Annotated in this window: 26 protein-coding genes and 1 tRNA gene; 16 read left to right on the forward strand and 11 right to left on the reverse strand. The window is 75.4% G+C overall.

Annotation, left to right across the window (positions count from 1 at the left end):
* The first annotated feature begins 119 nt into the window (after positions 1 to 119).
* Together BM158_RS20145 and BM158_RS20150 are read left to right on the forward strand one after the other, a co-directional pair.
* Positions 120 to 623, forward strand: coding sequence for a DUF5994 family protein (locus BM158_RS20145; protein WP_229827869.1), 504 nt, complete (start codon positions 120 to 122; stop codon positions 621 to 623).
* 35 nt (positions 624 to 658) lie between these two features.
* Complete coding sequence (locus tag BM158_RS20150) at positions 659 to 1,498, forward strand: DUF1684 domain-containing protein (RefSeq protein WP_091563874.1); 840 nt, start codon at positions 659 to 661, stop codon at positions 1,496 to 1,498.
* Here BM158_RS20150 and BM158_RS20155 read toward each other — a convergent pair.
* Entirely contained in the window at positions 1,495 to 2,157 is a 663-nt protein-coding gene (locus tag BM158_RS20155) for an SDR family NAD(P)-dependent oxidoreductase (RefSeq protein WP_229827868.1), read from the reverse strand. The genes BM158_RS20150 and BM158_RS20155 overlap by 4 nt on opposite strands.
* 130 nt (positions 2,158 to 2,287) lie before the next feature.
* On the opposite strand from BM158_RS20155, the gene BM158_RS20160 reads away from it, so the two are divergent.
* Positions 2,288 to 3,259: an NAD-dependent epimerase/dehydratase family protein gene (locus BM158_RS20160; RefSeq protein WP_091563880.1), complete on the forward strand. Its 972-nt coding sequence runs from the start codon at positions 2,288 to 2,290 to the stop codon at positions 3,257 to 3,259.
* A gap of 78 nt (positions 3,260 to 3,337) precedes the next feature.
* Here BM158_RS20160 and BM158_RS20165 read toward each other — a convergent pair whose 3' ends face one another.
* The 6 genes from BM158_RS20165 to BM158_RS20185 form a co-directional block, all read right to left on the reverse strand.
* Positions 3,338 to 4,321 carry a sulfite exporter TauE/SafE family protein gene (locus BM158_RS20165; protein WP_091563882.1) on the reverse strand — a complete coding sequence of 328 codons (984 nt, stop codon included), beginning with the start codon at positions 4,319 to 4,321 and terminating at the stop codon, positions 3,338 to 3,340.
* 87 nt (positions 4,322 to 4,408) lie between these two features.
* Positions 4,409 to 4,516 (reverse strand): putative leader peptide, encoded by a 108-nt coding sequence (locus BM158_RS22905; protein WP_409359902.1) that lies wholly within the window; start codon positions 4,514 to 4,516, stop codon positions 4,409 to 4,411.
* A gap of 27 nt (positions 4,517 to 4,543) precedes the next feature.
* On the reverse strand, positions 4,544 to 5,944 hold the full coding sequence (locus BM158_RS20170) for an MFS transporter (RefSeq protein ID WP_091563884.1): 1,401 nt from the start codon (positions 5,942 to 5,944) through the stop codon (positions 4,544 to 4,546).
* A 10-nt stretch (positions 5,945 to 5,954) separates the two neighbouring features.
* Positions 5,955 to 6,956 (reverse strand): inorganic phosphate transporter, encoded by a 1,002-nt coding sequence (locus tag BM158_RS20175; RefSeq protein ID WP_278247591.1) that lies wholly within the window; start codon positions 6,954 to 6,956, stop codon positions 5,955 to 5,957.
* 7 nt (positions 6,957 to 6,963) lie between these two features.
* Positions 6,964 to 7,581, reverse strand: coding sequence for a DUF47 domain-containing protein (locus tag BM158_RS20180; RefSeq protein WP_091563886.1), 618 nt, complete (start codon positions 7,579 to 7,581; stop codon positions 6,964 to 6,966).
* A gap of 46 nt (positions 7,582 to 7,627) precedes the next feature.
* Positions 7,628 to 8,182: a sigma-70 family RNA polymerase sigma factor gene (locus BM158_RS20185; RefSeq protein WP_091563889.1), complete on the reverse strand. Its 555-nt coding sequence runs from the start codon at positions 8,180 to 8,182 to the stop codon at positions 7,628 to 7,630.
* Positions 8,183 to 8,199: 17 nt separating this feature from the next.
* Here BM158_RS20185 and BM158_RS20190 point away from each other — a divergent pair, with 17 nt between their 5' ends.
* The 7 genes from BM158_RS20190 (at position 8,200) to BM158_RS20220 (ending at position 14,952) form a co-directional block, all read left to right on the forward strand.
* Positions 8,200 to 8,904, forward strand: coding sequence for a zf-HC2 domain-containing protein (locus BM158_RS20190; protein ID WP_229827867.1), 705 nt, complete (start codon positions 8,200 to 8,202; stop codon positions 8,902 to 8,904).
* Positions 8,901 to 10,616 carry a copper resistance CopC/CopD family protein gene (locus tag BM158_RS20195; RefSeq protein WP_091564084.1) on the forward strand — a complete coding sequence of 572 codons (1,716 nt, stop codon included), beginning with the start codon at positions 8,901 to 8,903 and terminating at the stop codon, positions 10,614 to 10,616. The genes BM158_RS20190 and BM158_RS20195 overlap by 4 nt, the downstream gene beginning before the upstream one ends.
* Before the next feature lie 31 nt (positions 10,617 to 10,647).
* Entirely contained in the window at positions 10,648 to 11,391 is a 744-nt protein-coding gene (locus BM158_RS20200; RefSeq protein ID WP_091563892.1) for a YcnI family copper-binding membrane protein, read from the forward strand.
* On the forward strand, positions 11,388 to 12,050 hold the full coding sequence (locus tag BM158_RS20205) for an SCO family protein (RefSeq protein WP_091563894.1): 663 nt from the start codon (positions 11,388 to 11,390) through the stop codon (positions 12,048 to 12,050). The genes BM158_RS20200 and BM158_RS20205 overlap by 4 nt, the downstream gene beginning before the upstream one ends.
* A 2-nt stretch (positions 12,051 to 12,052) precedes the next feature.
* Complete coding sequence (locus BM158_RS20210; RefSeq protein WP_229827866.1) at positions 12,053 to 13,090, forward strand: hypothetical protein; 1,038 nt, start codon at positions 12,053 to 12,055, stop codon at positions 13,088 to 13,090.
* 50 nt (positions 13,091 to 13,140) lie between these two features.
* Complete coding sequence (locus BM158_RS20215) at positions 13,141 to 14,112, forward strand: DMT family transporter (protein ID WP_091563899.1); 972 nt, start codon at positions 13,141 to 13,143, stop codon at positions 14,110 to 14,112.
* A gap of 129 nt (positions 14,113 to 14,241) precedes the next feature.
* Positions 14,242 to 14,952, forward strand: coding sequence for a M23 family metallopeptidase (locus BM158_RS20220; protein ID WP_091563901.1), 711 nt, complete (start codon positions 14,242 to 14,244; stop codon positions 14,950 to 14,952).
* Positions 14,953 to 14,956: 4 nt separating this feature from the next.
* Here BM158_RS20220 and BM158_RS20225 read toward each other — a convergent pair whose 3' ends face one another.
* From BM158_RS20225 to BM158_RS20235, 3 genes are read right to left on the reverse strand one after another with little or no spacing between them, the layout of a single operon-like run.
* Positions 14,957 to 15,631: a response regulator gene (locus BM158_RS20225; RefSeq protein ID WP_091563903.1), complete on the reverse strand. Its 675-nt coding sequence runs from the start codon at positions 15,629 to 15,631 to the stop codon at positions 14,957 to 14,959.
* Entirely contained in the window at positions 15,628 to 18,090 is a 2,463-nt protein-coding gene (locus BM158_RS20230) for an ATP-binding protein (protein ID WP_091563905.1), read from the reverse strand. The genes BM158_RS20225 and BM158_RS20230 overlap by 4 nt, the downstream gene beginning before the upstream one ends.
* A 57-nt stretch (positions 18,091 to 18,147) precedes the next feature.
* Entirely contained in the window at positions 18,148 to 18,633 is a 486-nt protein-coding gene (locus BM158_RS20235; RefSeq protein ID WP_091563907.1) for a hypothetical protein, read from the reverse strand.
* Positions 18,634 to 18,784: 151 nt separating this feature from the next.
* On the opposite strand from BM158_RS20235, the gene BM158_RS22780 reads away from it, so the two are divergent.
* The 6 genes from BM158_RS22780 (at position 18,785) to BM158_RS20260 (ending at position 23,463) form a co-directional block, all read left to right on the forward strand.
* Positions 18,785 to 18,907: a hypothetical protein gene (locus tag BM158_RS22780; protein ID WP_278247592.1), complete on the forward strand. Its 123-nt coding sequence runs from the start codon at positions 18,785 to 18,787 to the stop codon at positions 18,905 to 18,907.
* A complete protein-coding gene (gene kdpF / locus BM158_RS22910) occupies positions 18,904 to 18,990 on the forward strand; it encodes a K(+)-transporting ATPase subunit F (protein WP_091563909.1) in 87 nt (28 codons plus the stop codon). The genes BM158_RS22780 and kdpF overlap by 4 nt, the downstream gene beginning before the upstream one ends.
* On the forward strand, positions 18,990 to 20,621 hold the full coding sequence (gene kdpA / locus BM158_RS20245; RefSeq protein ID WP_091563912.1) for a potassium-transporting ATPase subunit KdpA: 1,632 nt from the start codon (positions 18,990 to 18,992) through the stop codon (positions 20,619 to 20,621). Before kdpF ends, kdpA begins: the two co-directional genes overlap by 1 nt.
* On the forward strand, positions 20,618 to 22,645 hold the full coding sequence (gene kdpB / locus BM158_RS20250; RefSeq protein ID WP_091563914.1) for a potassium-transporting ATPase subunit KdpB: 2,028 nt from the start codon (positions 20,618 to 20,620) through the stop codon (positions 22,643 to 22,645). The genes kdpA and kdpB overlap by 4 nt, the downstream gene beginning before the upstream one ends.
* On the forward strand, positions 22,645 to 23,232 hold the full coding sequence (kdpC, locus tag BM158_RS20255; protein WP_091563917.1) for a potassium-transporting ATPase subunit KdpC: 588 nt from the start codon (positions 22,645 to 22,647) through the stop codon (positions 23,230 to 23,232). The genes kdpB and kdpC overlap by 1 nt, the downstream gene beginning before the upstream one ends.
* A gap of 158 nt (positions 23,233 to 23,390) precedes the next feature.
* A tRNA-Ala gene (locus tag BM158_RS20260) sits at positions 23,391 to 23,463 on the forward strand.
* A 65-nt stretch (positions 23,464 to 23,528) separates the two neighbouring features.
* Here the strand turns inward: BM158_RS20260 and BM158_RS20265 are convergent.
* Positions 23,529 to 23,810, reverse strand: a complete 282-nt coding sequence (locus BM158_RS20265) for a hypothetical protein (protein WP_091563920.1) — start codon at positions 23,808 to 23,810, stop codon at positions 23,529 to 23,531.
* Positions 23,811 to 23,830 lie beyond the last annotated feature (20 nt).

Genomic DNA, 23,830 nt, shown 5'->3' on the forward strand with positions numbered 1-23,830 from the left:
GTGAGGGCTGGCCGTGGGGCGGACGGGGCGGCTGGGGCGCCGCGTGTCCCGGCGGGGTGCACAGGGAGTCGCCCTAGCGTTGCCGGGCGGGGAGCGGTACGGGGATCGAACGAGGGGTGGTGCCGGTGGCCGACCGGGCGGCGTGGATCGGGGAGCAGGAGCTCCCGGGCTTCCGCGGGGGCATCGACGCGCGGGTCAGCCTGCGCACGGACGCCGGCCCCGGCCTGCACGGCGCGTGGTGGCCGCGCTCGACCGACCTGGCCGTCGAGCTGCCCGAGCTGGTGGCCGCGCTCGCCCGCCGGGGCGTGCACGTCACCCGGTTCACCTACCCGTTCGCCACCTGGCACGCCGTCCCGCGCAAGCTCGCCGTCGGTGACCGGCTGGTGCGGGTGGGCGGCTTCGCCACCGGTGACCCGCAGCTGGTCTGGCTGACCTGCGCCCCCGACGACCTGCACCTGGAGCTGCTCGTCGTCCCGCCGGGCACCGAGGCGCTGTTCAGCGCCCGGGCGATGCGGATGGCCTCGGTCCCCGGCGCGGCCCGCAGCGCCCGAGCGGTGCTCACCGCCGCGGGCAGCCACCCGGCGCTGCGCACCGGCGAGATCCCGGTGCAGACCGCCGGCTGAGGACTACCCCGCGCCCCGGCGTCGTTGTCGGCTGCATGACCAGCACCGTGCAGCAGACCTTCGCCGACGAGTGGGCCGCCTGGCACCGGGACCGCGAGGTGCGGCTCACCGACCCGCACGGCTTCCTCGCCGTCACCTCGCTGACCTGGCTCGGCGAGCAGCCGGTCACCGCTCCCGGCGCGCCCGGCCGCTGGTCCGCCGACGGCCGCGGCGTCGTGGTCGCCCTCGCCGAGGGCGAGCAGCTCCTGGTCGAGGGCACCCCCGTGCAGGGGGAGCACGTCGTCGGCGAGCTGGGCCTGCGGGAGAGCCGGCTGCTGCTGGCCGGCGAGGTGGGCGTCGAGGTCGCCGAGCGGGGCGGCCGCTACGTCGTCCGGGTGCGCGACCCCCGTTCGCCGCTGCTGGCTGCGCACCCCGGCACGCCCGCGTTCCCGGCCGACGTGCGCTGGGCGGTGCCCGGCAGGTTCGTGCCCTTCGACGCGCCGCGGCCGACCACGGTGCCCGGTGTCCTCGAGGGCGTCGAGCACGTCTACGACGCCCCCGGCACCGTCGAGTTCACCCTCGACGGCACCGACTACGCCCTGCGCGCCTTCCCCGGCCACGGCGACGGAGCGCTGACCGTGCTGTTCTCCGACGCGACCTCGGGGGACACCACCTACCCGTTCCGGTCGCTGCACCTGGTGCCCGACGCCGACGGCAGCGTGCAGGTCGACCTGAACCGCGCGGTCAACCTGCCCTGCGCCTACACCGACCTGGCCACCTGCCCGACCCCGCCGGCGGAGAACCGGCTGCCGGTCGCCGTCGAGGCGGGGGAGCGGACGCCGACCGTGCGCGGCGCCGCCCGCCCCACCGACGACGGGGCAGTGCTCGCCGGCTAGTCCGAGCCCTCCACCTGGTAGCGGAAGTCGCCCCGGCCGGTGTGCAGGTCCCACAGGTGGCCGGCCATCACGTCGGGGCCCTTCACCGGGTCGCCGTCGACCATCGCGCCGGGGATGACGAGCTGGGCGACGTGGATGCCCTCGCCGGCCAGCACCTCGTGCAGCATCTGCGCGTAGGCGGTCAGCCCGGCGAAGGCCACGCTGGTCCCGGCGACGCCGGCGTTCGGCACCACGGCCGACCCGCCGTTGACGAACAGGATCGAGGGCCGGGCCCCGTCGGGGAGGTACCGCATGCCCGGCAGCACCTGCCGGACGGCGGCCACCGGCCCGTAGACGGAGAACTCGAGCGGCCCGACCAGGTCGGCGGCGGTGGTCTCGAGCACCGGGCGCAGGAAGGTCTTGTCCGGCAGCGGGCTGTACTGCAGCACCTCGATCGGCCCCATCGCCTGGGCGACGGTGTCCAGGGTGTGGGTGATGGAGTCGGGGTCGCGGACGTCGGCGACGAACCCGCCGGCGGTGATGCCCTCGGCCGACAGCTCCGCGGCCAGGTCGGTCACCCGCTGCTGGTTGCGGGCGACGAGCGCGACGTCGTAGCCCTCCCTGCCGAACCGGCGGGCGGTCTCCGCGCCCAGCCCGCGCCCTGCTCCGATGATGGCCATGACCGGCATGCCGGACCTCTTCCTGGTGGGGTGCACGTCGCAGGGGCCCTACCCGTTCGGTCGCGCGCAACGCATCGGCTGTCGGCGAACCGGGTGGACGCCGGCCCCGGCCCGCCCCGAGGGTGGGGGCATGCGACTGCTGGTGCTGGGCGGCACCCACTTCCTGGGCCGGCACGTGGTGGACGCGGCCCGCGCCGCCGGCCACGACGTGGCCGTCCTGACCCGCGGGGTGTCCGGTGGCCCACCGGACGGCGTCCGCGCCTTCCGCGCCGACCGGGACGACCCCCTGCCGGACGACGTCCTGGCGTGGGCGCCGGAGCTGGTGGTCGACACCTCCTGCCAGACCCGCGCCGCCGCCGAGCACGCCGCCGCGCTGGACCCCCGCGGGTACGCCTTCGTCTCCAGCCTGAACGCCTACCGGCACTGGCCGCCGGGCCCGCTGCGCAGCGAGGACGAGCCCACCTGGGACACCGACGACGACGAGTACGGACCGGTCAAGGCGCACGCCGAGCGGGTGCTGGGCGCGGCGTTCGGCGACCGGTTCCTCACCGCCCGCGCCGGGTTGGTGGCCGGCCCGCACGACCGGCTGCACCGGCTGGGCTGGTGGCTGGCGCGCATCGCCGAGGGTGGGCCGGTCGTCGTCCCCGACGCCCTGGACCAGCCGATCGCGCTGGTCGACGCCCGCGACCTGGCCGGTTGGCTGGTCGAGGTGTGCGGGCGGGCGTCCGGGCCGGCGAACGCCACCGGCCCGGCCGGGATGACGACCTTCGGCGCCCTGCTCGACACCTGCCGGGAGGTCACCGGCGGCGATGCCGCGTGGGTCGTCGTGCCCGAGGCCGAGCTGCTGGCCGCGGGCGTGCAGCCGTGGCAGCACCTGCCGTTCTGGCTGCCGGCCGACGTCGCGCGCACCGCGTGGGACGTCGACACCACGCGGGCGCGCGAGCTCGGGCTGCCCGTCCGGCCGGTGCAGGACACGGTCGCCGACACCTGGGCCTGGCAGCGGGGCGCCGACCTCCCGGTGCCCCCGCCCGGCCGCGACCTGCCCGGCCTCCCGCCCGACCTGGAGGCCCGCCTGCTCGCCGACCACCGCCCCCGGACGTGATCATGGGGTTGTCGCCCACCGACGCGCCGGTGCACGGCGGTTCGGCGGCGACAACCCCATGATCACGGGCTGGTGCGGTCAGTCGCGGGGGTCCTGGGGGCGGCCGGACACGACGGCGTCCTCGTGGTTGCGGGAGGCCTCGCGGACGAGCTCCTCACGGCGCTCGGCCTCCAGGCGCTGCGCGGCCTCCACCGACTCCGCGGCGGTGTCGGCCCGGTACTGCTTGAACGACCAGACGACCGCGCCGACCCAGGCGAGCACGACCACCGCGTAGACCGGCCAGCGGACGGCGTCGGCGACCTCGAAGGCGTTGAACAGCGACCGGGTGTTGGTGAACACGATGATGCCGCCGACCGCCGAGCCGAGCAGCCGCGGCGGCACGTGCCGCACCAGCCAGGCCGCGATCGGGGCGGCGACCAGACCGCCGATGAGCAGGCCGGCGACCCACAGCGGGTCGATGCCCTGGGTGCCGAGGGAGAACAGGAAGCCCAGCGAGGCGGCGAGGGCGACCAGGAACTCCGAGGTGTCGATGGAGCCGATGACCTTGCGGGGCTCCATCCGGCCGCTGGCCAGGATCGCGGGGGTGCCGACGGGGCCCCAGCCACCGCCGCCGGTCGCGTCCACGAAGCCGGCGACCAGGCCCAGCGGGCCCAGGAAGCGCTTGCGCATCGGCTTGCCGAGGTTCTGCCGGTTCAGGCCGCGGAAGGTGAACCGCACGAGGATGTAGACGCCCAGCACCAGCAGGATGCCGCTCATCAGCGGTGCGGCGACCGAGGTGTCCAGCGAGGACAGGAACGTCGCGCCGGCGAAGGCGCCGACCGCGCCGGGCAGGCCGATCTTCGCGACGACCTTCCAGTCGACGTTGCCGAACTTCCAGTGGGACAGGCCCGAGGCCAGCGTGGTGCCGATCTCGGCGAGGTGGACGGTGGCCGAGGCAGCGGCCGGGCTGGCGCCGACGACCAGCAGCAGCGTGGTCGAGGTGACGCCGTAGGCCATGCCGAGGCTGCCGTCGACCAGCTGGGCGCCGAGGCCCACCAGGGCGAACAGGACGAGGGTGCGCACGATCGAGCTCCAGGGGTGGAGAAGAGGTGGGGGAGGTCCCCGGCCGCGCACCCGCGCCGGGGTCAGGGCGGTGTCGCCCCGGGGAGGTCAGCGGGCGCGACAGGCCGCGGTCGTGACGCGCGCGAGGTCGACGTGGATGCGGCCCACGAGCAGATCACCGGGGTAGTTCCCCGGGAGCAGGCAGGACGTCGGCACGAGCGCAATGTCTACCAGCCCGATGCACTAAGGCGTAACAGGTCGTCCCGTCTGGTGGGACGGGCGGAGCGTGACGAGCGACACCGCACCGCCGACGGCCAGCAGGACGGCGCACAGCCGCATGGCCAGTGCGTAGCCGTCGGTGAACGTCTCCGGCTGGGGGTGGTCGTCGCCGGACAGGCCCACCGCCAGCGGCAGGGCGGCGACGGCCAGCAGCTGGGCGGCCCGGGCCACGGCGTTGTTCACCCCGCTGGCCACCCCGGCGAGCCGGTCGGGGGCGGCGTCGAGCACGGTCGCGGTCAGCGGCGCCACGGTCAGCGCCATGCCCAGGCCGAACAGCACCGACCCGGGCAGCACCGCGGTCGCCCAGCGGGAGCCGGCGTCGACGAAGGACAGGTACAGCACCCCGGCCGCGGCGACCAGCGGCCCGACCGTCATCGGCAGCCGCGGGCCGGTGCGCGCGGCCAGCGCCCCGGCCCGCGAGGACAGCAGCGAGATGAGCAGGATCGAGGGGACGACGGCGGCCCCGGCGGCCAGCGCGTCGTAGCCCAGCACCGTCTGCAGCTGCAGCACCAGGAAGAACGACATGCCGCCGAGCGCGCCGTAGACGGCCAGCGTGGTCAGGTTGGCCCCGCTGAACCGGCGGTCGGCGAACACGACCAGCGGCAGCATCGGGTCCGCCGCCGTCCGCTCCCGGGCCACGAACCCGGCCGCCGCGGCCAGGCCGACCGCCAGGGCGGCCCAGGTGCCGGGCCCGCTGCCGGCGTCGATGAGGGCGTAGGTGGTGCCGCCCAGGGCCAGCGCAGCCAGGGCCGACCCGGCGACGTCGAACCGGCCGTGGTGGCCCTCGTCCCGGCTCTCCGGGACGTGCCGCAGCGAGACCAGGACGACGGCGACCGCCAGCGGCACGTTGAGCAGGAACACCCACCGCCAGCTCACCGCGTCGACCAGGAAGCCGGCGAGGAACGGCCCGCCCAGCCCCGCGATGCCGCCCAGGCCCGACCACAGCCCGATGGCCCGGCCGCGGTCGGCGTGCACGAAGGAGGCCTGGATGATCGACAGCGACCCGGGCACGAGCAGCGCGCCACCGATGCCCTGCAGCACCCGGGCGGCGACCAGCAGCCCGGTCGAGGGCGCCAGCCCGCACAGCAGCGAGGTGGCGGCGAACCACACCACGCCGACCAGGAAGACCCGCCGCCGGCCGAACCGGTCGCCCAGCGCACCACCGAGCAGGATCAGCGCGGCCAGCGCGAGGGTGTAGCCGGTGACGGTCCACTGCAGGCCCGACAGCGAGGACCCGAGGTCGGTGCCGATCGTGGGCAGCGCGACGTTGACCGCGGTGGAGTCCAGGAAGGCCATCGCCGAGGCGAGCACCGTGGCCAGCAGCGTCCAGCGGGCCGGCGCGGTCCCCAGCTGCAGCCCGGTCACGCGTCCTCCGTCAGCCGACGATCGCGTGCACCACGTAGTAGACGCCCGCGGCCACGGCGCCCGCGGCCGGCAGGGTCAACACCCAGGCCACCACGATGTTCCCCGCCACGCCCCAGCGCACCGCCGACAGCCGGCGGGTGGCACCCACGCCCATGATCGACGTGGTCGTGATGTGCGTGGTGGACACCGGGACGGCGAAGACGGTGGCGGTGGTGACCATGACCGCCGAGGCCACGGTCTGCGCGGAGAAGCCGCCGGCCGGGGTGAGCTGGATGATGCGCCGGCCCAGCGTGCGCATGATGCGGAACCCGCCGGCGTAGGTGCCCGCACTGATCGCCAGCGCGGCGGCGATGACCACCCACAGCGGCACCTCGAAGGTGTCGATCTCCCCGGCGGTGACCAGGGCGAGGGTGATGATGCCCATCGTCTTCTGCGCGTCCTGCAGGCCGTGGCCCAGCGCCATCGTGGCCGAGCTGATGATCTGGGCGTACCGGAACCCGCGGTTGGCCCGGGTGACGTTCGCGCCCCGGAAGCTCCACAGCACCGCCAGCATGAACAGGTAGCCCAGTCCGAACCCGACCAGCGGCGAGAGCACCATCGGGACGACGACCTTCTCCACGATGCCCAGCCACTGCACCGAGTGCACCGCGGCCAGCGCGGCGCCGACCAGCCCGCCGATCAGGGCGTGCGAGGAGGAGCTGGGCAGCCCGAAGTACCACGTGATCAGGTTCCAGGTGATCGCGCCCACGAGCGCGGCGAAGACGATCTGCAGGCCGCCGGAGCCCTCCGGGGTGTCGATGATGCCGGCGCCGACGGTCTTGGCGACCTCGGTGGAGATCAGCGCCCCGACCAGGTTCATCACCGCGGCCAGGGCCAGGGCCACCTTCGGGGTCAGGGCCTTGGTGGAGACGGCGACGGCGATCGAGTTGGCGGCGTCGTGGAAGCCGTTGGTGTAGTCGAAGGCCAGCGCGACGACGACGATGACGACCATCGCCAGGAAGAGCCCGTCCACGGCGGGGTCAGGACTCCTTGACCGCGATGGTCTCGACGACGTTGGCCACGTGCTCGAAGGCGTCGGCGGCCTCCTCGAGCTGGTCGGCCACCTCCTTCAGCTTGAGGATCTCCAGCGCGTCGAACTCCCCGGAGTACAGGCGGGAGAGCAGCCGGCGGTAGAGCTTGTCCGCCTCGTTCTCCAGGCTGTTGACCTCGATCCAGTAGTCGGAGAGGCCCTTCATCGCCTTCAGCCGCGGCATCGCGTCCGCGGTGACCTGCGCGCAGCGCTGCAGGAGCGCGACCTGCTGGCCCATCTCGGCGGGCAGCGTGCCCAGCCCGGTGAGGACGACGAGGTCGGCGGCGGCCTCGATGGCGTCCATGACGTCGTCCAGGTCGCTGGCCAGGTTGTAGATGTCCTCCCGGTCGAACGGGGTGACGAAGCTGGAGTTCAGCTGCCGGAAGACCGCGTGCGTGGCGTTGTCGCCCTTGTGCTCGAGGTCGCGCAGCGTGCGGGCGAGCTCGTCGCGCCGCGTGTGGTCGTGCAGGAAGTCACCGAGGACCGAGGTGGCCTCCACGAGGTTCGTCGCCGAGGCGGTGAACATGTCGTAGAAGCTCGAGTCCTTGGGCGTCAGGCTGAAGGGCACGCGGGGAGCCTAGGCCCCTTGGGTACACCAACCGTTCACCTGCGCGTCACCTGGCCCGCGCAACGCCGTCCTGCCCGTCGTCCAGGGCGTCGACCAGGTCGGCGCGCGCCCGGGCCACCCGGGAACGGATGGTGCCCACCGGCACGCCCGCGACCTCGGCCGCCTCGGCGTAGGGCAGCCCCATCAGCTGGGTCAGCACGAAGGCCTCGCGCCGGTCGGGGTGCAGCCGGGCCAGCAGGTCCTCGACCGCGGCGCCCTCACCGGTGCGGTCGACGCCGTCGGGGCGCTCGAGCAGCTCGTCGTCCCCGACCAGCACCAGCCGGCGCCGCCGGCGGGAGCGGATCGCGTCGGCGCAGGTGCGGCGGGCGATCGACAGCAGCCAGGTGCGCACCGTCGAGCGGCCGGCGAAGCGGTGCAGCGACCCGAAGGCCCGCAGGTAGGTCTCCTGGGTCAGGTCGTCGGCGGACTGCCGGTCGCCCAGGTGCGCGCACAGCCGCCACACGTCGGCCTGGGTGGCGCGGACCAGCGCCGCGGCGGCCAGCGGGTCGCCGTCGGCGGCGTCCCGGGCGACCCGGGCCAGCTCGTCGACGGGACCTGTCACGCACTCCAGTCTGACCTGTGACCACGGCCATGCCGACCCCCGGGAACCGGGGGCACCCGGGCGCCGACCACCACACCATGCACTGCGAGCGTTTCCGCGAGGCGGCGTCGGCCCGGATGGACGGCGAGGGGTCCCCGGTCCCCGAGGCGGCCCTCGACGCGCACCTGGACGGCTGCGCGGCCTGCGCCGCCTGGGCCGCCACCGCGGCCGCGGTGACCCGCCGCGCCCGGCTGGCGCCCGCGCCCGCCGTCCCCGACCTGACCGCCACGGTGCTGGCCGCGCTGCCCGACCGGCTGCCCGGTGCCGCCGCGGCCGCCCGGTCCCGGCTGGTCACCACCGCCCTGCGGCTGGCGCTGCTGGCCGTCGGCGTCGCCCAGATCGGGCTGGCCACGCCGTCGCTGCTGGACGGCGCCGGGGCGATGAGCGCCCCGGTGCACATGGCGCACGAGACCGGCGCCTGGAACCTCGGCCTGGCCGTGGCCTTCCTGGCCTGCGCCGCGGCCCCCCGGCTGGCGCCGGGCGCGCTGCCGTTCCTGGTGACCTTCACCCTGGTGCTCACCGTGACCACCGTCGCGGACCTGGAGTCCGGGCACGTGCACGCCGACCGGGCGGTCGGGCACCTGCTGCTGCTCGTCGGGCTGCTGCTCACCGCGACGCTGGCGTGGCGCGGCCGGCGCCGGCGCAGCGCGCGGGCGGCCGCCGGGGTGCGGGTGCTCGCGTGAGGCGGCTGGTCGTCGTCCTGCTGGCCGGCTTCGGGGTGCTGCTGGGCACCGCCGGCCCGGCCAGCGCGCACGCCACCCTGGTCACCTCCTCGCCCGCCGACGGCGCCCGCCTGGACGCCGTGCCGGGAGAAGTGACCCTGGAGTTCGACGAGGCGGTGTCCCTGGGCGCCGGCTACGCCCGGGTGCTGGGCGCCGACGGCGAGCGGGTCGACACCGGTGCCGCCTCGGTCACCGACGACGTGCTGACCATCCCGCTGCGCGACGGCCTGCCCGACGCCAGCTACGTCGTCACCTGGCGGGTCGTGTCCGCCGACTCGCACCCGGTCTCGGGGGCCTACGCCTTCGTGGTCGGGGACGGCGAGCTGGTCGCGGCCACCGACGTCGAGGAGGGCTCCGACGTCGACCCGGTCGTGGCCACCCTGCTCCCGGTCGCCCGGTGGCTCGGGTTCGGCGGCCTCGCCCTCGGGCTGGGCGTCCCCGTCGTGCTCGCGACGTGCTGGCCGGCCGGCTGGGCCTCCCGGCGGGCGCAGCTGCTCACCGTCGGCGGGCTCGGGGCGGTCGGCGTCGGCGCGCTGCTGTCGTTCCTGCTGCAGGGCCCCTACGCGGCCGCGACCGGGGTGACCGGTGCGTTCGACCCGCAGCTGCTGGCCACCACCCTCGGCTCGGCCTACGGGGTTACCCTGCTGGTGCGGGCGGTCCTCGTGGCCGCCCTCGCCGCGCTGGTCGCGCTCCGGCCCGCCGGCGGACCGCCCGGCCGGGCCTGGCTCGGCGCCGCCGGGCTGCTCGGCCTCGGGCTCGTGGTCAGCACCGCGGCGGTCGGGCACCCCGTCGCCGGCCCGCTGCCGGGGCTGGCCGTCGTGGTCACCTCGGTGCACGTGGCCGCGATGACCGTCTGGCTCGGCGGGCTGGCCCTGCTGCTGGCCGTCGTGCTGCGGCCGGGCGTCCCCGCCGGCCAGCTGGCGAGCGCGCTGCCCCGCTACAGCCGGCTGGCCGCGGGCTCGGTGGCCGCGCTGGTCGTCAGCGGTGTCGTGCAGTCCGTCCGCGAGGTCGGGTCACCGGCCGCGCTGGTGTCGACGACCTACGGCTGGGTGCTGGTCGCCAAGCTCGCCCTGGTCCTCGCGCTGCTCGCCGTCGCAGGCGTCAGCCGGGTCTGGGTGCAGCAGCGCCTGGGCGCCCCGCGCCCGGGCCGGCGCAGCGTCGTCGCGCACGCCTTCAGCGCCGAGGAGGAGGCCGCCGCGGCGCAGCGCACCGAGACCGCGGTGGCCGACGTCGCGCCCTTCCGGCGGTCGGTGCTGATCGAGGTGGCCGTCGCCGCCGTCGTCCTGGCGCTGTCGGCCGTCCTGGTCGGCACGCCCCCGGCCAAGGCGGCGCTGGCCCAGCCGGTCGACGTCACCCTGCCGCTGCAGTCGGCCGCCGGCACCGACGGCAGCGTGCAGCTGTCCCTGGAGCCGGCCCGGCCGGGCACCAACGTGCTGCACGTCTACCTCTTCGACGCCTCGGGCCGGCTGGCCCAGCCGCAGTCGCTGGGCGTCACCCTCACCGAGCCGCAGCAGCAGATCGGCCCGCTGGAGGTCGACCTCGAGCCCGCCGGCCCCGGCCACTCCACCGGCGACGCCGCCCTGCCCACCGCCGGCACCTGGACGGTCACCGTCTCCGTCCGGCTCGACGAGTTCACCGCGCTCACCGCGCAGACCACGTTCCCCGTCCGCTGACGCGGACGACCCCCCCCACCGAAGGAGAAGCATGTCCCGCACCCTCCGCCGCGCCGCCGTCCTCGTGGTCGGCGCCGCCGTGGCGACCGTCGCCACCCTCGTGGCCGGCACCGGCATCGCCTCGGCGCACGTCCGGGTGTCCTCCGACGACGCCACCCCCGGTGGCTACGGCGTGATGACCTTCCGGGTGCCCAACGAGAGCGACACCGCCAGCACCGTGTCGCTGCGCATCCAGCTGCCCACCGACACCCCGCTGACCTTCGTGCAGGCCGAGCCGGTCCCGGGCTGGACGGTCACCCGGACCACTACGCAGCTCGACCCGCCGGTCGAGTCCGACGGCGACACGATCACCGAGGCGGTCAGCGTCGTGCAGTTCACCGCCGCCGAGGGCGGGGGCATCGCGCCGGGCCAGTTCCAGGAGTTCCGGCTGCTGGGCGGCCCCTTCCCGGACGCCGACAGCCTGACCCTGCCGACCGTGCAGACCTACAGCGACGGCACCGAGGCGGCCTGGATCGAGCCGACCGTCGAGGGCCAGGACGAGCCGCAGAGCCCCGCGCCCGTGCTGGGCCTGACCGGCACCTCGGGCGGGGCGGCCGACGCCCACGGCTCGGGGGGCACCTCCACCGACACGGCCTCCTCCTCGACCCCGGCCACCGACGACGGCGGGGACGGCCTGGCCGTCACCGCGCTGGTCCTGGGCGGCCTCGGCCTGCTCGCCGGGCTCGGCGGGCTCGTCCTGGGCCTGTCGGCACGCCGTCGTACCGTGGGGCAGTGAGCACCCGACGACGGGCCCGACGGGCGGTGGTGCCGGCGCTGCTGGCGGCCGGCCTGCTGCTGGCCGGCTGCGGCGGCACCGCCGAGGCCGACGCCGGCCACGACCACTCCGGCGGCGAGGCCCCGGCCACCGTGTCGGGCCCGAGCAACCCCTACGACGGCCTGTACCTGCAGGACCCGTACCAGAAGCCGGAGTTCACCCTCACCGACCAGTCCGGTGCGGCCTACGACTTCTCGGCGCAGACCGCCGACGGGCCGACGCTGCTGTTCTTCGGCTACACCAACTGCCCCGACATCTGCCCCACGACGATGGCCGACGTCGCCGTCGCGCTGCAGACCGTCGACCCGGCGGTGGCCGAGCGGACGCACGTGGTGTTCGTGACCACCGACCCGACCCGCGACACCCCCGAGGTGCTGGGGGAGTACCTGGCCCGCTTCGGCACCGGCCCGGCCCCGGCGATCGTCGGGCTGACCGGTGACCAGTCGCAGATCGACGCCGCGCAGCTGGCCGCCGGGGTCCCGCTGGCCGAGGACATGGGGCAGCAGCACTCCTCGCTGCTGCTGCTGTACGGCACCGACGGCGAGGCCAGCGTGGCCTTCGACGCCGGCAACACCTCCCGCGACATCGCCCACGACCTGGCCCTCGTCGCCGGGGAGTGAGCGTGCTGCGCGCCCGGCTGGTCGCCGTCCTGGTCGGGGTGGTGGGCGTGCTGGCGCTGGCCGGGCCGGCGTCGGCGCACGTCGGCGACGGCCGGGCCGGCAGCGACTTCGACGGCCGGGTCCTGGCGGTGACCCCGGCGCTGCCCGGGGTCACCGTGCGGGTGCTGCAGTTCGGCGACGAGCTCGAGGTGGTCAACACCACCGGCACCGAGCTCGCCGTCCCCGGCTACTCCGGTGAGCCCTACCTGCGCATCGGGCCCGACGGCGTGTGGCGCAACCGGCTGAGCCCGGCCACCACCATCAACCTCGACCGGTACGGGCGCACCCCGCTGCCCGCCGACGCCGACCCGCTGGCCGCGCCCGACTGGGAGCAGGTCAGCACGCAGCCGTCCTACACCTGGCACGACCACCGCACGCACTGGATGAGCGAGGGCCAGCTGCCGCCTGCGGTGGCCGCCGACCCCGGCCGCGACCACCAGGTGTTCGCCTGGACGGTGCCGATGACCTACGGGGACACCGACGTCGCGGTCGAGGGTGAGCTGACCTGGTCGCCCCCGCCGCCGAGCTGGCTGGTCTGGCCGCTGTACGCCGCCCTGTTGGTCGCCGTCGTGGCCGCCGGCCTGCGCGGGCCCGGCCCGCTGGCCGCCGCGCTGGCGGTGGGGACGGCCGCGTCGCTGTGGCACTCGCTGGCCACCCCGGCACCGGCGGTGACCCAGAGCTCGCACACCGGCGCGGTGCTGTCGGCACTGCTGCCGGCCCTGCTGGTCACCGCGGTGGCCGTGCTCGGCATCCGCGCCGCCCGCCGCGGCCGGGCCGGGCTGACCGGGGTGCTGGCCGTCGTGGCCGGCTGGCTGCTGCTCGTGCAGGGCCTGCCGGACGTCGACGTGCTGTGGACGGCGAACGTGCTGGCCACCGGTCCGGCGCTGCTGGCCCGGGCCGCGGTGGCGGTGCTGCTGGCCGGCGGGCTGGGCCTGGTCGTCGGCGGCGCGCTGGCCGCCCGGCGGGCCCGCACCGTCGAGCAGGAGCCGCTGCCCGCCTGAGTGCGCGCCCCGGCCGACGCGGGGCGGTCGGTCGTGGCAGGCTCGCAGCCGTGGGCGACGTCGTCGAGGTGCTGGCCGCAGCCGGTCCACCCGGCCGGGGCTCGCCGAACCTGGCCCTCTCGGTGCTGCTGGCGCTGCTCTCGGCGTGCGCCTTCGCCGTGTCCACGGTGGTGCAGCACCGGGCGGCCACCGTCGCCGGGCAGGACCTGCCGCAGGGCGCGGTGCTGCGGCTGGTCGGCAAGCTGGTGCGCAACAAGGCCTGGATCGGTGGCCAGGCCGCGGCGCTGGCCGGGTTCTGCCTGCACGCCGCGGCGCTGAAGTTCGGCCCGGTCGTGGTGGTGCAGCCGCTGCTGTCGGGCGGGCTGGTCATCTCCCTCGCCCTGGGCGCGCTGGTCGACCGGCGGCACCCCGAGCGGCTGCTGCCGGAGAGGGGCCAGTGGATCGCCGCCGGGGTGGTCGCGGTGACCCTGGGCCTGTTCGTCGTCTCCGCCCGCCCCGACCACGGCGGCGCCTACGCCCGGCCCGGCCCGTTGCTGCTCTGCGTGGGCGCCGCGGCCGCGGTCATGGTGCTCGGCGCGGTCTGGGCGCTGCGCCCGCGGGCCGCGCACAAGGCCCTGGTGCTGGGCCTGGGCGCCGGGTTCGGGTTCGGCATCACCGGGCTGCTGCTCAAGGACGTGGTCGCGCACCCGCCGGGGGAGCTGCTCACCAGCTGGACGACCTACCTGCTGCTGGCCTCCGGCGCGGCCTCCATCACCTTCGCCCAGTGGGCCTACCAGTCCGGCCAGCTCATCGAGTGCCTGCCGGTGATGGCCATCCTCGAGCCGCTGGTCGCCGTCGGGCTGGCCGCGCCGGTCTACGGCGAGCGGCTCGCGCCGGGCTGGCTGGCGACCACCGGCCAGGTGGTCGGCGTCGTCGGGCTGGTGGTCGGCGTGGCCGTGCTGGCCCGCCGGACCGCCGCCCGGGACGCCACCGGGGTGCCCGTCGCTGTACCCGCCCCGGCACCGGCACCTCCGCCCACCTGAGCTCGAATCACACCGGTGTCATTTTCCTGACGGCGTGTCGCGGACGACGCGCCGAACGGGGGGTCACATCCGGGTCACGGCTCGTTACGTTGTGCGCCATCGGGCTGCGGGACGGCGAGGGGACGCGGGATGGCGGAGCAGGGCGCAGGGCACCGGGGTCGCACGGCTCGGGGGGCCCGCCGACCGGCGGCCCTGCTGGTCGCGCTGGCCCTGGGCGGCGTCCTGGCCGGGGTGCTCGGCCTGCCCGGCACCGCCCCCGCCGGGGCCACCGAGGACGTCGCGGTCGCCGAGGCGCTCGCCGCGTCGGAGAACTCCTCCTTCGAGACCGAGGCCATGCCGCAGATGGCCATCACCGAGGCCCAGGCACAGCAGCGCCTCGCCGAGGTGGCCGCCTCCCGTGCCCAGCGCGACGCGGAGGTCGCGGCCGCCGCCGAGGCCGCCCGCCCCGAGGCGGTCGTCCCCGTGGACGGGGCGCGGATGACCACCTGCTTCTGCATGCGCTGGGGCTCGATGCACTACGGCATCGACCTGGCCGCCCCGATGCTCACCCCGGAGTACGCGGCCGAGGACGGCGTCGTCATCCGGGCCGGCGCGGCCAGCGGCTACGGCCAGGCCGTCTACATCCTCGGCGTCAGCGGCGACGTGACGATCTACGGCCACATGGAGGAGATCGAGGTCTCCGCCGGCGACGTGGTCGAGGCCGGGCAGACCATCGCGCTGCTGGGCAGCCGCGGCCAGTCCACCGGCCCGCACCTGCACTTCGAGGTGCACTCGGGTGGGCTGAACGGCGAGCCGGTCGACCCGGTGGAGTGGCTGCGCGACCGCGGCGTCGACATCTGAGGCCTCAGGGCGTGAAGCGGTAGCCCATCCCGGGTTCGGTGTGCAGATAGCGCGGGTGGGCGGGGTCGGGCTCCAGCTTGCGGCGCAGCTGGGCCAGGTAGACCCGCAGGTAGTTGGTCTCCCGCTCGTACGCCGGGCCCCACACCGACTGCAGCAGCTGCTTCTGCCCGACCAGCCGGCCCGGCGCCCGCACCAGCTCGCTCAGCAGCGCCCACTCGGTGGGGGTCAGCCGCACCGCGGCGCCGTCCACGGTCACCTGCCGCGCGGCGAGGTCGACGGTGAAGGCGTCGGTGACCACCACCGGCTCGGCGGGGGCGTCGGACCGGCGGCGCACCAGCGACCGCAGCCGGGCCAGCAGCTCGTCCATGTCGAAGGGCTTGGTCACGTAGTCGTCGGCGCCGGCGTCCAGCGCGTCGACCTTGTCCCGGCTGTCCGAGCGCGCCGACAGCACCAGCACCGGCCCGGTGAACCAGGGCCGCAGCCCGGCGAGCACCTCCGTGCCGTCCAGGTCGGGCAGGCCCAGGTCCAGGACGACGACGTCGGGGTGCGCCGCCGCGGCCTCGCGCAGCGCGGTGGACCCGTCGGGGGCGGTGACCACCTCGTGGCCGGCCGCGCGCAGGGTGATCCGCAGCGCCCGCAGCAGCTGCACGTCGTCGTCGACGACCAGCACCCGGCTCATGCCGCCACCTGCAGCGACAGCACCATGGTCAGCCCGCCGCCGGGGGTGTCCTCGGCGTCCAGCGTGCCGCCCATCGCCTCGGTGAGCCCGCGGGCCACCGCCAGCCCCAGCCCGACGCCGTGCCCGGACGGGCTGTCGCCGAGGCGCTGGAAGGGGGCGAACACCCGCTCCCGGTCGGCGGCGGGGACGCCAGGGCCGCGGTCGACGACCCGCAGCTCCACCCGGTCGGGCAGGCAGCCGGCGGTGACCGCCAGCGGGCCGGCCGGGGCGTGCTTGGCGGCGTTGTCGACCAGGTTGGCGACGACGCGCTCCAGCAGGCCGGGGTCGGCGAGCACCGGCGGCAGGTCGTCGGGGGCGGTCACGGTGACCCGGGTGGGGTCCTCCAGCCAGGTCAAGGCGCGGTGCACCACGCCCACCAGGTCGGCCGGGGCGGTCACCGGCGTGACGGCCCCGGCCTGCAGGCGGCTCATGTCCAGCAGGTTGTCGACCAGGCCGGCCAGCCGGTCGGCGGACTCGTCGACGGTCTCCACCAGCTCGGCCCGGTCGTCGTCGGTGAGCGCCAGCTGGGTGGAGCGCAGCGCGGAGGAGGCGGCCTTGATGCCGGCCAGCGGGGTGCGCAGGTCGTGGCTGACCGCGGCCAGCAGCGCCGTCCGCATGCTGTTGCCGGCGGCCAGCCGGTCGGCCTCGGCGGCCGCCGCGGCCAGCCGGCCCTGCTTCAGGGCCACCGCGGCCTGCTCGGCGAAGGCGACCAGCACCCGCCGCTCGCCCGGGGCCAGCGCCCGGCCGCAGAGCTGCAGCTGCAGGGTGTCGGTGACCGGCACGGTGTCGACGTCCCCGGCCGGCTCCCCGCAGGAGCCGACGACGGTGCCGGACTCGACCAGCGCGACCGACTGCAGCGCGAAGGCCTCCCGGACCTTCTCCAGCATGGCCTGCATGCCTCCGCCACCGGCCAGCACCGACCGGGACAGCGAGGCCAGCAGCGCGGTCTCGGCGCGGGAGCGGGCCGCCGCGGTGGCCCGCTGGGCCGACCGGTCGACCACGGTGGCCACGGCGACCGCGACCACGAGGTAGCCGGCGAGGGCGACCAGGTCGTCGAGCCGGGCGACGGTCAGCCGGCCGGTGGGCTGGGTGAAGAACCAGTTCTCGACCAGTGCCCCGACGACGGCGGCCAGCAGCGCCGGCCACAGCCCGCCGACGAGGGCGACGGCCACGACCAGGAGCAGGAAGACCAGCAGCACGCTGGCCAGCGACAGCGCCGGGCCCGCGGCCAGGCACACCGCGGTGACGGCGGGGATGCCGGCCACGGCCAGCGCGACCCCGGCCCAGCGGCGGCGGGCGGTGAGCGCGCCGGTGAGCGGGGGCAGCCGCAACCCGCGGGAGCCCGCGGCGGAGTGCGTGACGATGTGCACGTCGATCTCGCCGGAGCCGGCGATGACCGCTCCGCCCACTCCGCCGCGGACGGCCCGGGCCCAGCGGTTGCGCCGGGAGGTGCCGACGACGAGCTGGGTGGCGTCGGCGCCGCGGGCGAACTCCAGCAGCGCGGCCGCGACGTCGTCCCCGACGACCTGGTGGTAGCTGCCGCCGAGGGACTCCACCAGCGCCCGCTGCGCGCGCAGCGCGGCGGGGGAGGCGCCGGTCAGGCCGTCGGAGCGCAGCACGTGCACGGCCAGCAGGTCGCCGTCGCCCTGCCGGCGGGCGACCCGGGAGGCCCGCCGGATGAGCGTCTCGCCCTCGGGCCCGCCGGTGAGGGCGACGACGACGCGCTCGCGGGTCTCCCAGACGTGGTCGATGTCGTGCTCAGCGCGGTAGCGGCGCAGGCCCTCGTCGACCCGGTCGGCCAGCCACAGCAGCGCCAGCTCGCGCAGCGCGGTCAGGTTGCCGATGCGGAACCAGTTGCCCATCGCGGCATCCACCCGCTCGGGCGGGTAGACGTTGCCGTGCGCCAGCCGCCGGCGCAGCGCCTCGGGCGACATGTCGACCAGCTCGACCTGGTCGGCCCGGCGGACGACCTCGTCGGGCACGGTCTCGCCCTGGGTGACGCCGGTGATCTGCGCGACGACGTCGGTGAGGCTGGCCAGGTGCTGCACGTTCACCGTGGTGATCACGCAGATGCCGGCGGCGACGAACTCCTCGACGTCCTGCCAGCGGTACTCGTTGCGCGAGCCGGGGGCGTTGGAGTGGGCGAGCTCGTCGACCACCACCACCTCGGGGTGGCGGGCCAGCACGCCGTCGACGTCCAGCTCGGACAGCGCCACGCCGCGGTGGGTGACGGTCGCGCGGGGCACGACCTCCAGGCCCTCGAGCTGGGCGGCCGTCCGGTCCCGGCCGTGCGTCTCGACCACGCCGACGACGACGTCGGCCCCGCGCTCGGCGCGGCGGCGTGCCTCGCCGAGCGCGGCGAAGGTCTTCCCGACGCCCGGTGCGGCGCCCAGGTAGACGCGCAACGTGCCCCGGCCCATGCACCCATGATCACCCGCCCCGCCGCCCAGCAGGTCGAGGCGGGCGTCAAGGACTCGTCAGGATCGCCCGCGGGGGTGACGCCACTCCAGGTCCCAGGTCTCCCCGGGGCGCAGCGCGCGCCAGCGGGACCGGGCCTCCCGCAGCGCGGCGGCGGCCCGGTGCAGCTCGGCGGCCGGCACCCAGGCCACCTGCTGCGCGGGCACAGCCTCACCGCGGGAGAGCCGGGCGACGGCGTCGGCGAGGGTCTCGGCCCGGCCGATCGCGTCGCGCCGCTCCTTCTTGAGCCTCTCCGACCGCGGGCGGGCCTGCGGCGGCTGCCGGCCCGACACGTGGGTCATCGAGCCCCACACCACGCCGTCGGCGATGCAGCCCCAGATGCCGTCGCGCACCCCCAGCTCGGTCTCCACCAGCAGGTGCACCAGGTCGTGCGGCAGGTCCTCGCCGCCCCCGGCGCCGCGGAGGGTGAACGCGACGCCGTCGTCCCGGGTCAGCGGGGTGACCACCGGCCGCCGGTCGGCCATCCGCTCGAACACCACCCGCACCCCTCCAGGGTGCCGCGCCCGGTCAACCGGGTTGCGCGGGTCACCGGCCGTCAGGACGGCGTCAAGGGCGGCGCAGCGCGGCGTCAAGGACGCGTCAAGACCGGGTGCAACCGGGCCGGCCGCTCCTAGCGTCGCCGACCGCGTGGGACCGGTGCGGAGCCGGTCCCGGAGACGAGAGAAGGCGACAACGGTGACCGACGTGGTCTACGTGCTCCTCACGCTGGCGGTCTTCGGGCTGCTGGCCCTGGCCGTGCGCGGGGTGGAGCGGCTGTGATCGAGACCTGGATCGGTCTGGCGGTGGCGGTCGGGCTGACCGGCTACCTGCTGGCGTCCCTGCTGTTCCCGGACCGGTTCTGATGGGGTCGGCCGCAGCCGGGTGGCTGCAGCTGGGCCTGCTGGTCGTGGCGCTCGCGGTGGTGCACAGGCCGCTGGGCGACTGGATGGCCCGGGTCTTCACCGCGCAGCAGCACTGGCGGGTCGAGAAGCTGACCTACCGGCTGGTCGGGGTGGACGCCGGCGCCGAGCAGCGCTGGCCCACCTACCTGCGCAGCGTCCTGACCTTCTCGCTGGTCGGCGTGCTGGTGCTCTACGCCCTCCAGCGACTGCAGGGCCTGCTCCCGCTGGGCAACGGCATGGCCGCGGTCGAGCCGGCCAACGCCTGGAACACCGCGATCAGCTTCGTGACCAACACGAACTGGCAGGGCTACGCCGGTGAGTCGACGATGGGCCACCTGGTCCAGATGGCCGGCCTCGCGGTGCAGAACTTCGTCTCCGCGGCCGTGGGCCTGGCCGTCCTCGTGGCGCTGGTGCGCGGGTTCGTCCGCCGCGGCACCGACCGGCTGGGCAACGCGTGGGTCGACATCACCCGCGCCGTCGTCCGGCTGCTGCTGCCCCTCGCCGTCCTCGCGACCGTGGTCCTGGTGCTCGGCGGGGTCGTGCAGAACCTGCGCGCCGGAGGCGACGTCACCACGCTCACCGGGGGGTCGCAGTTCGTCCCCGGCGGGCCGGTCGCCTCGCAGGAGGCGATCAAGGAACTGGGCACCAACGGTGGCGGGTTCTACAACGCCAACTCCGCGCACCCCTTCGAGGGGCCGACCGCGTGGGTGTCGCTGTTCCAGGTCTTCCTGATGCTGGTCATCCCGTTCTCGCTGCCGCGGACCTTCGGGAAGATGGTGGGGGACCGCACGCAGGGCCTGGCGATCCTCGGCGTGATGGGCCTGCTGGCCGGCATCTCGCTGGCGCTGGTCAACGCCTTCCAGGCCGGCGCGCTCCCCGAGGGCCAGGAGGTCCGCTTCGGCGGCCCGCTGTCCTCGCTGTTCGCCGCGTCGACCACGCTCACCTCGACCGGCGCGGTCAACTCCATGCACGACAGCTACACCCCGCTGGGCGGCATGGTGACCCTGTTCAACATGATGCTCGGCGAGGTCGCGCCGGGCGGGGTCGGCTCGGGCCTGTACGGGATGCTCGTGCTCGCCGTCGTCGCCGTCTTCGTCGCCGGCCTCATGGTCGGCCGCACGCCGGAGTACCTGGGCAAGAAGCTGGGCCGCCGCGAGATGACCCTGGCCAGCCTCTACCTGCTGACCACCCCGGCCATCGTGCTCACCGGCACGGCGATCGCGATCGCGGTGCCCGCCGGGCAGGCCGGGATGCTCAACAGCGGCCCGCACGGGCTCTCCGAGGTGCTCTACGCCTTCACCTCGGCCGGCAACAACAACGGCTCCGCCTTCGCCGGGCTCAGCGCCAACACGCCCTTCTACAACACCGCGCTGGGGCTGGCGATGGTGCTCGGCCGGTTCGTGCCGATCATCCTGGTCGTCGCGCTGGCCGGGAAGCTCGCCGCGCAGGGGAAGGTCCCGGTCACCACCGGCACCCTGCCCACCCACCGCCCGCTGTTCGCCGGGCTGCTCACCGCCGTCGTCCTCGTGGTCGTCGGGCTCACCTACTTCCCGGTGCTCGCACTCGGGCCTCTCGCCGAAGGGCTGTCATGACCACCCCCGTGCTCGACCGGGCACCCGCTCCGGAGACCGCGAAGCCCACCATCGAGTGGGCGCCGGCGTTCACCGGCGCGGTCCGCAAGCTCGACCCGCGCGGGCTGGTGCGCCAGCCCGTCGTGTTCACCGTCTGGGTCGGCTCGGTGTTCTCCACCGTGCTGGCCGTGCTGCACCCGTCGGTCTTCGGCTGGTCGATCGCGGTCTGGCTGTGGCTGACCGTGCTGTTCGCCAACGTCGCCGAGGCCGTCGCCGAGGGCCGCGGCAAGGCGCAGGCCGCGTCGCTGCGCAAGGCCAAGACCACCGCCGTCGCGGTGCTGGAGGACGGTCGCGAGGTGCCGGCCGCCGACCTGCGGCCCGGCGACCGGGTCGTCGTGGTCGCCGGCCAGGTCGTCCCCGGGGACGGCGACGTCGTCGAGGGCATCGCCAGCGTCGACGAGTCGGCCATCACCGGTGAGTCCGCGCCGGTGATCCGCGAGTCCGGCGGCGACCGGTGCGCCGTCACCGGCGGGACCACGGTCCTCTCGGACCGCATCGTCGTCACCATCACCAGCAAGCCGGGCGAGACCTTCGTCGACCGGATGATCGCACTCGTCGAGGGCGCCTCGAGGCAGAAGACGCCCAACGAGGTGGCGCTGAACATCCTGCTGTCGTCGTTGACCATCGTCTTCCTGCTGGCCGTGGTGACGCTGGCGCCGATCGCCGCCTGGTCGGGCGCGGGCCAGTCGACCACCGTGCTCATCGCGCTGGTGGTCTGCCTGATCCCGACCACCATCGGTGCGCTGCTGAGCGCGATCGGCATCGCCGGGATGGACCGGCTGGTGCAGCGCAACGTGCTGGCGATGAGCGGCCGGGCCGTGGAGGCCGCCGGCGACGTCGGCACGCTGCTGCTGGACAAGACCGGCACCATCACGCTGGGCAACCGGCAGGCCGCCCGTTTCGTGCCGGTCGGGGACGCCTCCGTCGAGGAGGTCGCGCAGGCCGCGGTGCTCGCGTCGCTGGCCGACGAGACACCCGAGGGCCGGTCGGTCGTCGTCCTCGGCGGGGGAGCGGTCGACCGCCCCGCGGGGGCGGAGTTCGTGGAGTTCACCGCGCAGACCCGGATGAGCGGGGTCGACCTGCCCGGCGGGCGCCAACTGCGCAAGGGCGCGGCCGGGGCCGTGCAGGCCTGGGTGCGCTCCCTCGGGGGCGACGTGCCCGCCGAGGCCGGGACGTCGGTCACCGAGATCTCGACGGCCGGCGGCACGCCGCTGGTGCTCGCGGAGAACGGGCCGGACGGCGCCCGGGTGCTCGGCGTCATCGAGCTCAAGGACGTCGTCAAGCCCGGGATGCGCGAGCGCTTCGACGAGCTGCGCCGGATGGGCATCCGCACCGTGATGATCACCGGCGACAACGAGGCCACCGCGCGGGCGATCGCCGCCGAGGCCGGGGTGGACGACGTGCTGGCCGAGGCGACGCCGGAGGACAAGCTGGCGCTGATCGCCAAGGAGCAGGAGGGCGGCCGGCTGGTCGCGATGACCGGGGACGGCACCAACGACGCCCCGGCGCTCGCCCAGGCCGACGTCGGCGTCGCGATGAACACCGGGACGTCGGCGGCCAAGGAGGCCGGCAACATGGTCGACCTCGACAGCGACCCCACGAAGCTGATCGAGATCGTGGCCATCGGCAAGCAGCTGCTCATCACCCGCGGCTCGCTGACCACGTTCTCCATCGCCAACGACCTGGCGAAGTACTTCGCGATCCTGCCGGCGATGTTCGCCCCGGTCTTCCCGGGCCTGGACGTGCTCAACGTGATGCGGCTGCACTCGCCGGAGTCCGCGATCCTCTCCGCGGTGGTCTTCAACGCGCTGATCATCGTGGCGCTGGTGCCGCTGGCCCTCAAGGGCGTGACGTACCGGCCCGGGACGGCCTCGGCCCTGCTGTCCCGCAACCTCCTGGTCTACGGCGTCGGCGGCGTGGTGCTGCCCTTCGTCGGGATCAAGGCCATCGACCTGCTCGTGTCGCTCGTCCCAGGGATCTCGTGATGACTCGTCAACTGATCGCCGGCCTGCGGGCCGTGCTGCTGGCCACCGTGGTGCTGGGCCTGGCCTACCCGCTGCTGATGACCGGGTTCGCCCAGGTCGCTGTCCCCGGGCGGGCCGACGGGTCGCTGGTCACCTCGGCCGACGGCACCGTGGTCGGCTCGTCGCTGCTCGGCCAGGGCTTCGTGTCCGCCGACGGGTCGCCGCTGGCGCAGTACTTCCAGTCGCGGCCGTCGGCGGGGGACTGGGACGGTGCGGCGTCCGGCGGGTCCAACCTGGGGCCCTCGTCGTCGGAGCTGGCCGAGGCCGTGGCGTCCCGCCGCGCCGAGGTGGCGTCGTTCAACGGGGTGCCGGAGTCGCAGGTGCCCGACGACGCGGTGACGACGTCGGCGTCCGGCCTGGACCCCGGCATCTCGCCGGCCTACGCCGCCATCCAGGTGGAGAGGGTGGCCGCCGCGCGCGGGGTGTCGCCGGCCGACGTCGAGGCGCTGGTCGAGCAGGCCACGCACGGCCGTGACCTGGGGTTCATCGGGGCGCCCGGCGTCGACGTCCTCGACCTCAACCTGGCCCTGGACCGCGCCTTCGGCTGAGTGCTCCGCCGAGTGGCACACCAGCGGGCGTGCGGGCGACCCGCACGCCCGCTGAGGTGCCACTCGATGACACGCCGGTGACCGGGACCCCCCTGCGGGGCGGCGGCTCGGGGACTGTATGGTTGTCGACGGCTCGGACACACCAGACCGGGTCGCAAGGGGCTGTGGCGCAGCTGGTAGCGCACCACACTGGCAGTGTGGGGGTCAGGGGTTCGAGTCCCCTCAGCTCCACCCGATCGACGAAGGCCGCTCTCCCCCGGGAGGGCGGCCTTCGTCGTCTCCGGGGTGACCCGCTGTCAGGCCTCGGGGTCCCGGGCGAGCCGGCGACGGCTGGCAGCCACCCAGACCCCGCTCACCAGGGCGGCGCCCGCGGCAGCGGAGACCCAGGCCACCCAGCCGCTGGGGAGCGGGGTCGTCGTGGTGACCGCGGCGGCGGCCAGGCCGATGCCGCCGAAGGCACCGACCGAGCCGAGGATGACGGCCGGCAGCCAGATCATGTGCCCGCGCAGCGGCAGGGCCCGCCACGCGATGAGGCCGGCAGCGACCCCGACCAGGCCGGCGATGAGGGTCCCGGGCACGGTCGCTCCTGTCCTCCGTC

This window comes from Klenkia taihuensis (genome assembly GCF_900112525.1).
Taxonomy (GTDB): domain Bacteria; phylum Actinomycetota; class Actinomycetes; order Mycobacteriales; family Geodermatophilaceae; genus Klenkia; species Klenkia taihuensis.

Bases quoted from the DNA above. Each gene is read 5' to 3' on its own strand.
- kdpC (WP_091563917.1), top strand. From the start codon at position 22,645: ATGACTCGTCAACTGATCGCCGGCCTGCGGGCCGTGCTGCTGGCCACC.
- BM158_RS20230 (WP_091563905.1), bottom strand. From the start codon at position 18,090: ATGGGCCGGGGCACGTTGCGCGTCTACCTGGGCGCCGCACCGGGCGTC.
- kdpB (WP_091563914.1), top strand. From the start codon at position 20,618: ATGACCACCCCCGTGCTCGACCGGGCACCCGCTCCGGAGACCGCGAAG.
- BM158_RS20225 (WP_091563903.1), bottom strand. From the start codon at position 15,631: ATGAGCCGGGTGCTGGTCGTCGACGACGACGTGCAGCTGCTGCGGGCG.
- kdpA (WP_091563912.1), top strand. From the start codon at position 18,990: ATGGGGTCGGCCGCAGCCGGGTGGCTGCAGCTGGGCCTGCTGGTCGTG.
- BM158_RS20220 (WP_091563901.1), top strand. From the start codon at position 14,242: ATGGCGGAGCAGGGCGCAGGGCACCGGGGTCGCACGGCTCGGGGGGCC.
- BM158_RS20150 (WP_091563874.1), top strand. From the start codon at position 659: ATGACCAGCACCGTGCAGCAGACCTTCGCCGACGAGTGGGCCGCCTGG.
- BM158_RS20160 (WP_091563880.1), top strand. From the start codon at position 2,288: ATGCGACTGCTGGTGCTGGGCGGCACCCACTTCCTGGGCCGGCACGTG.
- BM158_RS20155 (WP_229827868.1), bottom strand. From the start codon at position 2,157: ATGGCCATCATCGGAGCAGGGCGCGGGCTGGGCGCGGAGACCGCCCGC.
- BM158_RS20200 (WP_091563892.1), top strand. From the start codon at position 10,648: ATGTCCCGCACCCTCCGCCGCGCCGCCGTCCTCGTGGTCGGCGCCGCC.